This window comes from Oceanobacillus jordanicus, from assembly GCF_022095695.1.
Classification (GTDB): Bacteria; Bacillota; Bacilli; order Bacillales; family Amphibacillaceae; genus Oceanobacillus_B; species Oceanobacillus_B jordanicus.
In genome coordinates this window covers 168,578-182,559 of the sequence record NZ_JAIFZM010000003.1, presented here as the reverse complement: position 1 = coordinate 182,559, position 13,982 = coordinate 168,578, and the positions used below count along the sequence as shown (strand labels likewise).

Below are 13,982 nucleotides of genomic sequence, written 5' to 3'. Positions count from 1 at the left end.
AGACCTGCTGCACCCTGTCCTACGTATTATAATTTAATTCTTGCTTCACTATCGGCATCAAAGAAATGAGCACTGTTCATATCAAATGCCAATTCCATCTCTTGACCGCCTTGTATGTCTGTACGGGAGTCAACTCGGGCAACGAAATCCTGATCAGCTACTTTAGAGTATAAGTAGGATTCTGCACCCATAAGTTCGGCTACATCGATAGTCGCGTTAATTTTGCTTCCGGGAGTTGATGAGATGAAAATAGGTTCATCATGAATATCTTCAGGACGCACACCAAGGATAATATCCTTGCCAATGTATTTTTGGTCACGTAAACCTTTCAACTTTCCTTCAGGTATTTTTATTTTTACATCACCCATTTGAAACTCAGTTTCAGTTAGTTTACCTGAGAAGAAGTTCATAGAAGGTGAGCCAATAAAGCCACCAACGAAAACATTTTCCGGATTGTCATAAACATCTTTTGGAGCCCCGACTTGCTGGATAATACCATCTTTCATTACAACAAGTCTTGTCGCCATCGTCATTGCTTCTGTTTGGTCATGCGTTACATATATTGTAGTTGTTTGCAGACGCTGATGCAATTTTTGAATTTCAGCACGCATTTGTACACGTAATTTAGCATCAAGGTTTGATAAAGGCTCATCCATAAGGAAGACTTTAGCATCACGCACAATTGCACGACCAAGTGCCACACGTTGGCGCTGACCACCTGATAGAGCTTTTGGCTTACGATCGAGATATGCTTCTAAGCCTAGAATTTTTGCTGCGTTTTTAACACGCTTTTCAATTTCATCTTTTTTAAATTTACGAAGTTTCAAGCCGAAAGCCATGTTGTCATATACGTTCATATGTGGGTAAAGTGCATAGTTCTGGAATACCATTGCAATATCCCTGTCTTTTGGAGCCACATCATTCATTTTCTTTTCATTAATAAATAGAGAACCATCTGTTATTTCTTCAAGCCCAGCGATCATACGAAGGGTTGTAGACTTACCGCAACCTGATGGTCCAACAAAGACGATAAATTCCTTGTCTTTTATATGTAGATTAAAATCCTCTACTGCTACCACTTTTTTATCGTATGACTTTTGAATGTGTTCTAGTTTTAATTCAGCCATTCTCTTCCCCTCCATTTTTTGAAAACGCTTTATTATCTTTATTATAGAAAAAGTCTGTCCGAATGAAAATGGCAAACATGCACAAAGATCTAATTATCCTTTGTGCATGTTTGCCAGTAATGCAATATAAACAGCCATTGCTTCTCGAAAATCACGAATATCAATGCCGGTTTTTTCTATGAATTTATCCAAACGATACTGCAGGCTGTTGCGGTGCATATATAGCGTTTTAGCAGCAACAGAGACATTTAGATTACACTGAATAAAGGTTTCAATTGTTTGGAGAATGTCTTCATCATCTGAAAATTCTTGTAGAATTGCATTCGAGAGCTCTTTACGAAAGCTTTCGTTTGTTTGATCAACCAATAAAAATGGGATGGATTCAGAGAAGGATAACACAGACTTGTCTGAGTATGTGAAAGCTGTACGTGCACTTGAAAGTATCGAGCTATAATGTTCTCCCGTATTGGTTAATTGTTGTGTATAAGGTCCAGCAAAAAAGTGAATATTGACATACAAATCGCTCATGAGGACATCAATAATCTGTTCATATGAAATGCTTTCATCATCATTCACAGCTTTCTCTTCAATGATAATTCCTTCCTGCTCGTTCTCCCAAAGTATCGGCACAGGAGAAGAGAAAAATTCATAGAGCGATTCTTTAAATGATTGAGGATCTATTTGATCTTCTCTAATAGAGAAATAAACAAAGCGAAAAGGGCAGGCCGTGACATTGCCAGATGCGTCATCTGTTTCAATTATATTTCTCCATTTTTTTTCGGCCTCTGTAAGCGCGGGAAAACTTGCTTGGTATGGTGTGAGAAATGCCGACAGAAGAGTGAGGTCCCTACCTGACAGCTCCTCCTTCAGTATGCCAATCACTTGATCTTGTTCGAACCGAAACCACCTGTAGTTTTCTTCATGAGCTTCTTTTTTGTTTAAATTTTGGTGAAAAATAATGGATGGAAAAATGTTTTGTAGCTGCTCTAACATATGAAAACCTCTTTCTCATGACCTTGTTATAATTATAGCAATGATAACATGATTAAAAAATAAATTATTGGATTTTTGCCTCATCTTTCTATCGCTATACATGAAACTAATCGTTTGTTATAGTAGGTAGAGTAAGAAAATCGGAGGAGGATTTAATTTGCCTAACATTTATGACAGTGCGTATGACTTAGAAAAAGCGATACGTGAAAGTGAAGAATTTAAGAGCTTAAAACTTGCATATGATGCAGTAATGAATGATGCAACTGCAAAGCAAATGTTCGATAATTTCCGTGATACTCAAATGGCTTTACAAGAAAAACAAATGCAAGGTCAGGAAATTACAGAGGAAGAAGTTGAGAAAGCTCGTCAGGTTGTTGAGCTTGTCCAACAGCATGAAGACATCTCTAAATTAATGGAAGAAGAACAACGATTAAATACGGTAATTAATGATGTAAGTCGCATCATTACGAAGCCATTAGAAGAATTATATGGCGCGCCTGAAGATACGCAACAATAATTTTATATTGGTATCAAGCCCACAATTTTGTGGGCTTTTTTTACGTAAAAATTTTATCAAGTAAGCAATGAAAAACATTAAGGCCGAAGCAATAAAAACGCACATAGAAGCTAAAGTATAGTAAATGTGAGTTTTTCTAATGGGGGAGGCAGGAAGTTCACCTCTGCATGGCGAAGGAGATAGAAAGACTTTTAAAAGGGGATGGAATGATGAAGTATGTAGTAATGGAGGAAAAGGGCGATATTACTCATATCTCCTTAGACCGTGCAGCAAAATACAACGCTTTAAATAAAGAGATGTTGGAGGAGCTTGTGGAAACAGTTAAGCATACTAAGAATAGTAAAGCGAAGGTGGTTGTTTTATCTGGAAAAGGAAGCGCTTTCTGTTCTGGTGGAGATATTCGTATGATGGAAGATTTTTCAGATAAGGTGTATTTTGATGGGGTCATGGGAACCATTAAAGAATTAGTGATGGAGTTATATACGATGCCTAAGATCGTTATTTCTGCTATACATGGAGCTGCTGCTGGCTTAGGACTTAGTATTGCGCTAACGGCTGACTATGTCATCGCAGAGCGAGATGCAAAATTAGGCATGCTCTTTCTCGGTATAGGGTTGCTGCCAGATGGAGGCGGTCATTTCTTTTTACAGCAACGAATTGGAATTCAAAGAGCGAAACAATTTACTTGGGGGATGCAACAAATTGACGGACAGCAAGCAAAGGAGATAGGTTTAGTTGATATGTTGTCAGATGAGGAAGCGATCGTTACAGCAAAAGGTCTGGCGGAAAAACTACTAAAATCACCGCTTATTGCTATGCTAAAGACAAAAGAGCTATATCATTCACGTGAAAAAGAAAGTCTTGCCTCCTTTTTATCTGATGAACAACAAGCACAGTGGGAACTAAGGCAAACACAAGATCATCAAGAAGGTGTGCGAGCCTTCTTAGAGAAAAGAAAACCTGTTTTTAAAGGAAAATAAAGACCAACAGTCTGGAACCGTTGGTCTTATTACAATAATGTGGAAACTTTATCGGTGAAATAGAATTAGCTTTGCTTCTGGTGTGACACATCGGTGGGTGTGTCCCTGGAAGCCGGCTTCCTCTAATCTTGCCTGCCCAACAGTTTTTGCTTCATCGTCAGTTGGAGCGGTAAAGGATTCATCTAACAGTTTCTCACCGGAATCATCAAATACAGTTAAAGCATAAGTACGCATTTTTTAAGTCCCTCCCTATGTATTGAACGTCTTTTACTTATATTCTGTATATACCCTAAAAATCCTTTTTTGCACATAGGATAACAAAAGGTATTGAACTCGATAAATGAACGACGTAAGAAAAGAGTATAGGAATAGGGTTATTAGCACGACTATACATATCTTTCACTAAGCATATAAAATCAATGTTTCTTTAAAAGAGGGGGAAATGAAAATAGCAGTTGCCAAGGTAACCCGTATATGCTATTATATCGATGTACGATATATCGTGTTGCGATGTATTTGTCATTATGATTATTGCAAAAAAAACATTGAAACAAAACAGTGGAAAATACGTACTACTTAGTAGAGGGGGAATGAAAGGTGACACTTGTATTAAAAAATGTAACAAAACAGTTTGGCAGTCATAAAGCTGTGGATAACCTTTCTTTAGAAATTCCGGAAAGTGAAATGTTTGGATTTTTAGGGGGAAATGGAGCAGGTAAGACAACAACCTTCCGAATGATCCTTGGTTTGCTTGATCGGACCGATGGTGAAATCTCTTGGAATGGGGAAAGAATTAATTATGGTAAAAGCCATCTTATTGGGTATCTTCCCGAAGAAAGGGGGCTATATCCAAAGCTAACAGTTAAAGAACAGCTTATTTATTTGGGGAAATTACGTGGTATGAATAAAAGCGGTGTTGTGAAAGAACTGGAAAGCTGGTTGGAACGTTTTAAGGTTCCAGAGTACATGAATAAAAAAGTAGAGGAGCTTTCCAAAGGAAACCAACAGAAAATCCAATTTATTTCTGCTATTATTCATAAGCCCAAATTATTAATCTTAGATGAGCCTTTTTCAGGACTGGATCCAGTCAATGTTGAAATGTTAAAAGAGGCTGTAGTTGATTTAAAAGAAAAAGGCACCTCGATTGTGTTCTCATCACATCGAATGGAACATGTGGAAGAACTATGTGAACATCTATGTATTTTACATAAAGGGAAACCAGTTGTTCAAGGTTCTCTAAGGGATATTAAGCGCTCCTTTGGTAGGAAAAACCTCATAATCCGTGGAGATGAGGATTTTGCTTTTCTAAAAGATCATCCTGGTGTTGTCAGCTACAAAAAATACATGGATGGCTGTACAATTCAAATTGAAAACGAAGACGTTTCTCAAACAATCTTCTCTGCTCTTCAAGGAAAAGGCTTTATCCGCAAATTTGAATTAGAAGAGCCATCTCTGAATGATATATTTATTGAGAAGGTTGGTGCTTCTTATGAGTAAATTCTGGATTATTATGTCCCATACCTATATGAGTCGAATCAAAACAAAATCTTTTATTATCAGTACCTTGATTACACTTTTATTCATTGTAGCAGCTACAAACTTTCAAACAATTATTGATGCATTTTCGGACGGCGAGAATGACCAGTTTGCAGTTATTGATGAGTCAGGAGAACTTTATGAACCACTGCAACAGGGAATACAGGCGGCAAATGAAGAAATAGATGTATCTTTATTTGATGGAACAGAGGAAGCTGCGAAAGATGCAGTGCAGGATGAAGAGTATCAAGCATTACTCGTTTTATCTTTAAATGAAAACGGGTTACCTGAAGGGAATTACTATGCAAACAATATTTCTGACTCGGGTAATCAAACCTTTATCCAGCAACAAATGCAGCAAATAAAAGTAGCTTATGCCACACAGCAACAAGGTGTTGATCAGTCGACACTCGCAGAAATTTCAGCACCGGTTACCTTTAATACCGAGGCGCTTGATACGTCGGCAAAAACGGATGAAGAGCTGAGTCAGGCAAGAGGGATAGTTTATGTTATGTTATTTTTACTTTACATGGCTGTCATCACCTATGGAAATATGATCGCTACAGATGTCGCCACAGAAAAATCTTCACGCGTCATGGAAATTCTTGTGTCTAGCGCTCCCCCAGTAACGCATATGTTTGCCAAAATAATTGGTATTGCGCTTCTAGGGTTAACACAGGTCATCCTATTCCTTGGAGTCGGGTACGCGATGATCCAAGCTAACCAGGATAATATGACTGGCGGATTTTTCTCGGTCTTTGGGTTAGGTGATGTGTCCATCTCTGTGTACATTTATGCAATTGTATTTTTTGTTCTAGGCTATTTGCTTTACGCAACATTAGCAGCAATGCTCGGTTCGCTTGTTAGCCGAATAGAAGATGTACACCAATTAATCATGCCAATGATCTTTTTAATCATGATTGCATTCTTTATTGCGATATTTGGTCTAAATGCCCCTGAATCAGAATTAATCAAAATTACGTCGTTTATCCCATTCTTCTCCCCAATGATCATGTTCTTAAGAGTGGGAATGCTCGATATTCCAATATGGGAAGTCGCACTATCTATTGGCATTCTTGTAGGCACGATCGCGTTACTAGCAATCATCGGAGCCCGTGTATACAAAGGCGGCGTTCTGATGTATGGAAAATCAAGTTCATTAAAAGACTTTAAAAAGGCACTGGCCTTATCAAAAAAAGAATAGCAACGTAAGAGCTACCTAGTCACGTTCAAGTTATATGAGAGTGGGTTCGAATTTTAAAGTGAAATTCGAATTCGCTCGTTTTTTTATGTGAAGCTTTATCTTGTCAGCATCACCGCCCGAGAACGAGAGAACATCCCCCGAGAGCGAGAGCCCATCTATCGCCCGAGAGCTTTATTTCTAAAGGATACTCTCCTCTTGCATGGGTAATAGAACGTGCATTCTGTTTAGGGGTTTGCTAAAATAGAAGAAGAGGTGAAAAGATGAAAAGCATTAGGTTTCTTCACGCAGCAGATCTGCACTTAGACAGTCCGTTTATCGGTTTGGCACATGCGCCAAAGTCAGTTCTTGATTCAATTAGAGAAAGCACATTCCTTGCACTTGATAACCTTGTGCAAACAGCTATTGAAAAACAAGTTGATTTTGTGTTAATTACCGGAGATTTATTTGATAATGAAAAACAGAGTTTAAAAGCACAAATTCGCTTAAAGAAGGCTTTCGAGTTACTCGCTTCGCAAAATATTATGGTTTATTTATCTTATGGCAATCATGATTACATAAAAGGAAATATTCATCCGATTACTTATCCAGATAATGTATGTATCTTTCCAGATGAACAGGTGAGATCTTTTGTTCATTATAAGGAAGGTCAGTCGGCTGCAAAAATATATGGATTTAGTTATGAAAATAGGGCGGTTACAGAAGGTAAGGCTAGTGAATACATTATATCGGACACTACAATTCCTTTTCATATCGCGATGTTGCATGGCAGTATACAGTCGAATACAGACCATGACATGTATGCGCCTTTCCAACTAAGTGAACTGGTGGAAAAGGATTTCCATTACTGGGCACTGGGGCACATACATCAGCGGCAAGTATTGAAGGAATCTCCTCCTGTTATATACCCTGGTAATATACAAGGGAGGCACCGTAAGGAAACAGGTGAGAAAGGCTGCTATATTGTTGAGTTATCAGCATCCTCGTGCAAAACACAGTTTATCCCACTTCAGGCAATCCAGTATACCAAGCTATCAGTTAATGCTATTGCCTGTTCCGAAATTCATCAGCTGGAACAAGAGATCCAGAAAGCCTGCCGTCAAATAATAAGGGACCATCCACAAATGGTTGATCTTTCTATTGTCGGAGACCAAAAGAAATTAGCAGCATGGGATCAAGAAGGTTTGTTAGAGGAAGTGATTGAAATCTCTAATGCTTCCATGCAATCAGAGTTGCATTGGTGTCACATATTCCGTTATCGTCCGGAAGTTGACTATAGTACGATTGACCCTTTCTTATATGAAGGGGACCACTTCATAGGCGAGTTAGTCAGACAAATAGATGAGGCGTCCATCGAGCCTTTACTCAAGGATTTATTTAAACAGAAACAGGCAAGAAAATATGTCGAAACATTTTCAGAGGAAGAAGTGGCAAAAATTAAAAATGAAGCTCAACATATTTTGATAAAAGGTCTAATGGAGGAATGAGGTGAGAAGAATGTATATCGAAAAGGCAACCATATATGGATTTGGAACATGGGTGGATAAGACCATTGAATTCCCTAAATTAGGTCCTGTCGTTATATACGGTGAAAATGAATCTGGGAAGTCAACATTACAAGCATTCATCCTATTTATGCTTTTTGGCCTCCCACCAAAGCAGCGAAACTTCTATAAACCGAGAACAAGCGGAAAAATGGGAGGTAGGCTGACGGTGATCGATCCAGATACAGGCAGGTTCACGATTGAAAGATTAGATACAATGCGTAATGGGGCAGCACTTTGTTATGCGGAAAACGGGGCCGAATATGATGAAACCTGGTTAAGAAGTAGACTGAAGGGGATGACAGAGCAAACATATCGATCCATTTTTTCCTTCTCAGCAAGCGATCTAGCAAACCTTCCAAAAATGAAAGAAGAAGACCTGGGGGAAGTTCTATTAGGAATTGGGTTGACGGGCTCTACTGCTATCCACTCGCTCGAGACTAGCCTTGAGAGCCAAATTAACAGACTGTATAAACCTTCTGGTAAAAAGCCACTCATTAACGAGCAGCTAAGCAAACTTGAAGCCCGTTCCAATCATTTGCAATCTGAAAAAGCACACGAGGCAACCTATAGGGAGAAAAAGGAGAAGGTCCTAAAACTTTACGATACGATAGAAGAGACGCAACAAAGACTGCAAAAGAATAAAGCTACGCTAACCTTAAATGAACGAAAGCTCCAAGCTCTTCCAGATTTGAAAAACTATGCGTCGGTACTGAAACAATTAGAACAGTTCCCAGAAAAAGTTCCTTTCCCCGAAAATGGAATGGAACGGATGCAACAGGTGAAGGATAAACTGTTGCCAATAAAAAGTGAACACGCTTTGTTACAGGAAAATCAAAAAAAGTATGGTGAGACGCTTTCTTCACTGAATGAAAACTTTAAAGAGGTAGATGGGGAGAAGCTTCAATATGCCTACAAACTAAGAAAACAGGCAGAAGAATACCTTGCAGAAAAAAAAGAGATTATCAATATTCAAAAGCAGAAAGAACAGATTGAAAACCAAGTGGAACAAGAATTGGATCAGTTACATATTGATTTGAATAAGGAACTGCTACATGAAATAAACCTTCCTTTTCATACAGAAAAAACGTGGAGTCAATTGAAAACAGAACAGGATACGTTAGCTATTGAACAGTCAAAGCATGTGGAAGAAAGCCATCAGCTGAAAAAAGATCGAACACGTCTTTTGTCCCAAGCTGAGAGTCTTGAAGAGAACCTCCTTTCAGAGGAACGTGTTAAAGAACTAAAAAGTAAAATTCATGAATTAAATTCTAATAACACAGGAACGTTCTCTGATAGTGAATTAAGGTCAGATCAGAATACATGGGAAAAGTGGAAGCAAAAGAAGAAGAAAACCTACCAGGCTGTGTTTTTTTACAGCTTAGGATTAGCCATACTCTTAGGTGTTATTGGCACAATTGTAGAAACTTACACATACTACATGTTTGCAGGTGTTTCTATCATTGTTGGGGTGTTACAGTGGTGGTCAGGGAAGCATGCGCTAACTGAAGTCGAGGCATTTACAAATGCTAAGGAAAATACTTCAGTAACAATGGTAGAAAAAAGAGAAGCTGAACAGCAACTACTAAAGCACGAAAACGTTTCTACAGAAATTGCTACATTAGAGGCACAATTAAAGTCTCTTGATCATACCTTTGCCGGATGGCAAGAAAGAGGGGAACAACTAAAAAATAGACAAACTCTCCTGAATAAAAAAATAGAAAACGAAAGGCAGCAATATTCTTTTCTGTTAGGAATAAATGTAATCTATTGGCCTGATGTCTACCATCATCTAAAACATCTCATTCGACAATCTCGGGAGGAAAATCGTCTTACAGAAACCTTAAATCAACTAGAGAGTAAGCAGCAGAGATTCTTTCAAGAGCTAAAAGTGTTTTTAAGTTCATTCATAAAGGGAACAGTAGATAAAACACAGGAAGACCTGTTAACATTACTCGAGGAGTGGATACAAGGTAACGAAAAGAATGAGAGTCAAAAGTTGCATTATCAGCAACTTTACAAAGAAACAACCGAGCAGCTTCACAGTGCAGAGAAAAAGCTTTCTATATATGAGGCAGCTCATATGGAACTATTGCAGTATGCAGAGGTGGATGGAGAGAATGCATTTTATAAGCGCGCAAATCTCCTAGCTGAGAAAGAACAATTGCAAGAGACTTCATCTAGACTAGAGCAATTGCTTCAACCATTCTTACATGAAGAAAACACACACAATAGTCTTGTTACCTCAGATGAAACAGAAATGGTAGAACATATTAATAGAGAAAAACAGCGTATTACCATGCTAGAAAGTGATTTAGAAAATCAGCGTCAATTGATAGCTGATGTAAAGGCAGAACTCTCACAATTAGAATCTTCTGGAGAGTATTCAGAAGCTCTACATGTTTTTTCTATGGAGAAAGAAGAATTCCAACAATCTGTTCGAAAGTGGGCAGTCATTAAAACAGCGAAAGAGATGCTTGTAGAGACAAAACGAAAATACAGGGATAAATATTTAGCCAGAGTAATGGAAAAAACGAATGAATATTTTCAATTGCTTACAGGGGAAAAATATCAAAACGTTTATGCCCCCGTGGAGGGGAAAGTGTTTCAGGTTGAGACAACTGACCATGTTCGTTTTACAGTTAACGAACTATCACAAGGGACAAAGGACCAACTATATATTTCCCTTCGACTTGCGATTAGTGAGATTATGAGTGAAAAGCATCGCTTACCCTTTATTTTAGATGACGCGTTTGTGCACTTTGATTCCACAAGAACAGAGCGAATGTTTCAGCTTATTAAAGCTCTGTCAAACAAGCAACAAATTTTACTTTTTACGTGTAATGAAGATTTTATAAAATATTTTGAATTAGAAAATATTATCCAACTGAAAAATTCTGTTCGCATAAACTGACAAATAATGATAAACTATTTGCAGATTAATAATTGCAAGTGGAGGGACATCCATTGCCTGAGAAGAATATAACAACTGATTGGGATAAATATGACGAAACGATTGAGAAATTTATTCAGGTGATTGCCAAAAATATGAACCTTTATGGCATCACATCTTCCGTAGGCCGCTTATACGGTGTGCTTTACTTTGCTGATCAACCAATGACCTTGGATGACATGCGCGATGCCCTTGAAATGAGTAAGACAAGTATGTCTACAGGGGTTCGGGCTCTCTCGGACATGAAAATGGTTGAGTCCACGTTTAAAAAAGGTATTCGAAAGGATTTATATAAATCAGAAGAAGATTGGTATAAATCGTTCACTTCCCTTTTCGGGAACCGTTGGAGACAGCACACGGAAACAAATATAGAAGAGGCAGATGAAGCAATTGCTGAACTAGAAGAAATCATTCAAAGCACGGAAGATGCTGAATTGAAAGAGAAGATTCAAGACGATATTGAACGATTGCGTTATGCGCAGAATTATTATGAATGGTTGATGAAGTTTATTCAGGTCATTGAATCTGGGAAAATATTTGATTATATTCCTAAAAATAATAAGTAACAGCTGGAGATTGACATAATGAAGGCTTTTGGCCTGTTTTAAGTCAGTCTTCTTTTTTAATGTAAGATATATAAAAAATGCGCAGATGTTTAGAGGGGAGAAACTAGTTCACTAAGCGCTATTCTTATAATACGGGGGGAAGAGAATGAATAAAGGTATAGGTTATGCAAGTGTAGGGGAAGCGATCGACAGTTTTATGCTTATTAAGGAAGCTTCAAAGGGATTGACTAGTGGAGGAAAACCGTTCCTTACACTGATCCTAAGAGACGCCACAGGAGAGATTGAAGCAAAGTTATGGGACGCTACAAAGGAAGATGAAGCATTATTTATCCCGGAAAAAATTATTAAGGTATCAGGTGAAGTAAATCAGTTCCGAGGGAAACCGCAATTAAAAATTCTCGCGGTGAGGCCGGCGCAGCCGACAGATGACGTACATGTATCAGACTTTGTTGAAAAAGCACCGGTGAGTAAAGATATACTTATGGATAAATTGACCGAGGCCATCTTTGAGATGAAGAATCCTACGTTACAACGAATTACCAGAGCATTTATTAAAAAGTATCAGGAAAATTTACTTTTATATCCAGCTGCAACAAAGAATCATCATGAATATGTGTCTGGCCTGGCCCATCATATTGTCAGCATGTTGGGGATAGCAAGACAAATACATCAATTATATCCAGAAGTAAATAAAGATTTGCTGTATGCAGGCATTATTCTACATGATCTAGGGAAGTTAAGAGAATTGTCAGGAATGGTTACAACATCGTACACCATTGAAGGGAAATTGCTCGGGCATATACCGATAATGGTAGAAGAAATCGGTCTAATGGCAAGAGAATTACAAATTGAGGGAGAAGAAGAGATCCTCATCTTACAACACTTAATTTTGTCCCACCATGGTAAAGCAGAGTGGGGTAGTCCAAAGCCGCCTTTAGTACGGGAGGCAGAGATTTTACACTTAATTGATTTAATGGATGCGAAGATGAATATGCTAAATCGTGCGTTGGATAAAGTGAAACCAGGTGAATTTACCGATCGGTTGTTTGCCATGGATAATCGAGCATTCTACAAGCCCTCATTCGAAGAATAAAGATATCGGTCATTATTTAAACTTCTAGAACATATATATCTGATAGAGAATATGGACAAGGAGGCCGAATAATGATACTAGGAGTACCTTGGTGGGTTTTTATGCTGGTTATTCTAATCTTTTTGAGTGGATATATGGCAATGCGCGCAATGTTGGCAGAGAGAAGGCTGGAACAACAATTTATTGAAAAAGAGGGAAAGGTATATATGGACCGTTTAGAAGCGGAAAGAGTGAATAAACAACAGCAAAAAGAGCACATATCAGATTAAATAGAAATCAAAAGAGGATGCCCATTCGTATGAGCATCCTCTTTTGATATATTGTTTATAGAAACGTTGAATTTAGCCTTGAGCTTCCTCTTGTTCAGGCTCTTCAAAGATATCTTCCAAACCATCAACTTTAATATCTACTTTCGCATCCTTAATCAAACCATTGATTTTTTCTTGTGCTGCGGTTGGATCCATTTTTTGCGTTACAAGTTCACGACGAAGATCATCTTTCACATCTTCAAATTCACCGATGCTTTCTTCTTTTTCGCGCTTGTCATTTACGCGGATAATATGGAATCCGTGCTGTGATGCAACTGGATCACTGATTTTTCCTTTTTCAAGGCTGTATGCAGCATCTTCAAATTCAGCAACCATCTCGCCTGCAGAGAAATACCCGAGATCTCCGCCTTCTTCAGCTGATGCTTCATCAGTAGAATATTCTTTTGCTAAATCAGCAAAATCTTCGCCATTGTCTAACTTTTCCTTTACTTCATTTGCTGTTTCCTCATCAGCGACAAGGATGTGTGATGCATCAATTTCTGTATTTTTACGATCATACAATTCTTGAAGCTCTTCATCAGTTATTTTAATATCTTCTGATACAGCAGCTTCTTGTAACAAGCTAATTTCAATTACGTCGCGGAAAGCATCTTCACTTCCGAATTGTTGTTTAACCGCGTTTTCGTATTGATCGCCTAACTCTTCTTTCATTTTTTCGATTTCGCTGTCTACCTGTTCTTCTGTAACATCATACTTGTCCTGCAAAACTTCAACAGTAACCAACTCACGAAGTACATCTTCGCCATAAGTGTCTTTAAGCTTTTGATAGAAATCTTCTTTTGTAATATCCCCGGCAGCAGTTTCTACGACCACTTCTGAATCTGCTTCGTCAGAGTTACAAGCAGACAGAGTCAAAATACCTGCTGTCAGTGTTGCAGCAATTGCTAATTTTTTCAATTATGAACACTCCTAATCTTTTTCTTGCGTTTTGTTTTTACTATTGATTAATATAACATATTTTATGTAAAAAAAATATAGTTCTATTGTTAGGCTATGCCATGACATTTAACACTCGAAGGTAGGAGCATACGAGTAGGATAAGAACCATAATGTTAATTGTCCGGAATACCTTCCTTTGTTTTAATATTTCCATTTCCATCTTCTTGCAGAATCTATCTGTAAGAGAATTAAATATAAATAAGA

General features: G+C 38.0%; 13 protein-coding genes. 9 read left to right on the top strand and 4 right to left on the bottom strand.

What is annotated here, in order from left to right:
* Window positions 1-26 precede the first annotated feature (26 nt).
* On the bottom strand, window positions 27-1,127 hold the full coding sequence (locus tag K3T81_RS04960; protein ID WP_161464654.1) for an ABC transporter ATP-binding protein: 1,101 nt from the start codon (window positions 1,125-1,127) through the stop codon (window positions 27-29).
* Window positions 1,128-1,220: 93 nt separating this feature from the next.
* A complete protein-coding gene (locus K3T81_RS04955; protein WP_238018608.1) occupies window positions 1,221-2,120 on the bottom strand; it encodes a PucR family transcriptional regulator in 900 nt (299 codons plus the stop codon).
* Window positions 2,121-2,277: 157 nt separating this feature from the next.
* On the opposite strand from K3T81_RS04955, the gene K3T81_RS04950 reads away from it, so the two are divergent.
* Both K3T81_RS04950 and K3T81_RS04945 read left to right on the top strand, forming a co-directional pair.
* Window positions 2,278-2,637, top strand: a complete 360-nt coding sequence (locus K3T81_RS04950; protein WP_036574100.1) for a YlbF/YmcA family competence regulator — start codon at window positions 2,278-2,280, stop codon at window positions 2,635-2,637.
* Between the two features lie 167 nt (window positions 2,638-2,804).
* Window positions 2,805-3,617: an enoyl-CoA hydratase gene (locus K3T81_RS04945; protein WP_238018607.1), complete on the top strand. Its 813-nt coding sequence runs from the start codon at window positions 2,805-2,807 to the stop codon at window positions 3,615-3,617.
* A 48-nt stretch (window positions 3,618-3,665) separates the two neighbouring features.
* On the opposite strand, the gene K3T81_RS04940 is transcribed toward K3T81_RS04945, so the two are convergent.
* Window positions 3,666-3,851, bottom strand: a complete 186-nt coding sequence (locus K3T81_RS04940; RefSeq protein WP_106896246.1) for a YhzD family protein — start codon at window positions 3,849-3,851, stop codon at window positions 3,666-3,668.
* Between the two features lie 363 nt (window positions 3,852-4,214).
* Here K3T81_RS04940 and K3T81_RS04935 point away from each other — a divergent pair, with 363 nt between their 5' ends.
* The 7 genes from K3T81_RS04935 to K3T81_RS04905 all read left to right on the top strand — a co-directional run bounded on the left by K3T81_RS04935 (window position 4,215) and on the right by K3T81_RS04905 (window position 12,779).
* Window positions 4,215-5,114: an ABC transporter ATP-binding protein gene (locus tag K3T81_RS04935; protein ID WP_106896247.1), complete on the top strand. Its 900-nt coding sequence runs from the start codon at window positions 4,215-4,217 to the stop codon at window positions 5,112-5,114.
* Window positions 5,107-6,357: an ABC transporter permease gene (locus K3T81_RS04930; protein WP_106896248.1), complete on the top strand. Its 1,251-nt coding sequence runs from the start codon at window positions 5,107-5,109 to the stop codon at window positions 6,355-6,357. Before K3T81_RS04935 ends, K3T81_RS04930 begins: the two co-directional genes overlap by 8 nt.
* Before the next feature lie 260 nt (window positions 6,358-6,617).
* Window positions 6,618-7,841: a metallophosphoesterase family protein gene (locus tag K3T81_RS04925; protein ID WP_238018604.1), complete on the top strand. Its 1,224-nt coding sequence runs from the start codon at window positions 6,618-6,620 to the stop codon at window positions 7,839-7,841.
* Between the two features lie 10 nt (window positions 7,842-7,851).
* On the top strand, window positions 7,852-10,812 hold the full coding sequence (locus tag K3T81_RS04920) for an ATP-binding protein (RefSeq protein WP_238018777.1): 2,961 nt from the start codon (window positions 7,852-7,854) through the stop codon (window positions 10,810-10,812).
* 53 nt (window positions 10,813-10,865) lie between these two features.
* Window positions 10,866-11,417, top strand: coding sequence for a GbsR/MarR family transcriptional regulator (locus tag K3T81_RS04915; RefSeq protein WP_036574079.1), 552 nt, complete (start codon window positions 10,866-10,868; stop codon window positions 11,415-11,417).
* Between the two features lie 145 nt (window positions 11,418-11,562).
* On the top strand, window positions 11,563-12,510 hold the full coding sequence (yhaM, locus tag K3T81_RS04910) for a 3'-5' exoribonuclease YhaM (protein ID WP_036574077.1): 948 nt from the start codon (window positions 11,563-11,565) through the stop codon (window positions 12,508-12,510).
* Window positions 12,511-12,581: 71 nt separating this feature from the next.
* On the top strand, window positions 12,582-12,779 hold the full coding sequence (locus K3T81_RS04905; RefSeq protein WP_051557696.1) for a sporulation YhaL family protein: 198 nt from the start codon (window positions 12,582-12,584) through the stop codon (window positions 12,777-12,779).
* A gap of 72 nt (window positions 12,780-12,851) precedes the next feature.
* Here the strand turns inward: K3T81_RS04905 and K3T81_RS04900 are convergent, their stop codons facing one another.
* The gene (locus tag K3T81_RS04900) at window positions 12,852-13,736 is read right to left on the bottom strand and encodes a peptidylprolyl isomerase (protein WP_238018602.1); all 885 of its coding nucleotides are present in this window, start codon (window positions 13,734-13,736) and stop codon (window positions 12,852-12,854) included.
* Window positions 13,737-13,982 lie beyond the last annotated feature (246 nt).

Bases quoted from the DNA above. Each gene is read 5' to 3' on its own strand.
- K3T81_RS04960 (WP_161464654.1), bottom strand. From the start codon at position 1,127: ATGGCTGAATTAAAACTAGAACACATTCAAAAGTCATACGATAAAAAA.
- K3T81_RS04955 (WP_238018608.1), bottom strand. From the start codon at position 2,120: ATGTTAGAGCAGCTACAAAACATTTTTCCATCCATTATTTTTCACCAA.
- K3T81_RS04945 (WP_238018607.1), top strand. From the start codon at position 2,805: ATGGCGAAGGAGATAGAAAGACTTTTAAAAGGGGATGGAATGATGAAG.
- K3T81_RS04940 (WP_106896246.1), bottom strand. From the start codon at position 3,851: ATGCGTACTTATGCTTTAACTGTATTTGATGATTCCGGTGAGAAACTG.
- K3T81_RS04930 (WP_106896248.1), top strand. From the start codon at position 5,107: ATGAGTAAATTCTGGATTATTATGTCCCATACCTATATGAGTCGAATC.
- K3T81_RS04925 (WP_238018604.1), top strand. From the start codon at position 6,618: ATGAAAAGCATTAGGTTTCTTCACGCAGCAGATCTGCACTTAGACAGT.
- K3T81_RS04920 (WP_238018777.1), top strand. From the start codon at position 7,852: ATGTATATCGAAAAGGCAACCATATATGGATTTGGAACATGGGTGGAT.
- yhaM (WP_036574077.1), top strand. From the start codon at position 11,563: ATGAATAAAGGTATAGGTTATGCAAGTGTAGGGGAAGCGATCGACAGT.
- K3T81_RS04905 (WP_051557696.1), top strand. From the start codon at position 12,582: ATGATACTAGGAGTACCTTGGTGGGTTTTTATGCTGGTTATTCTAATC.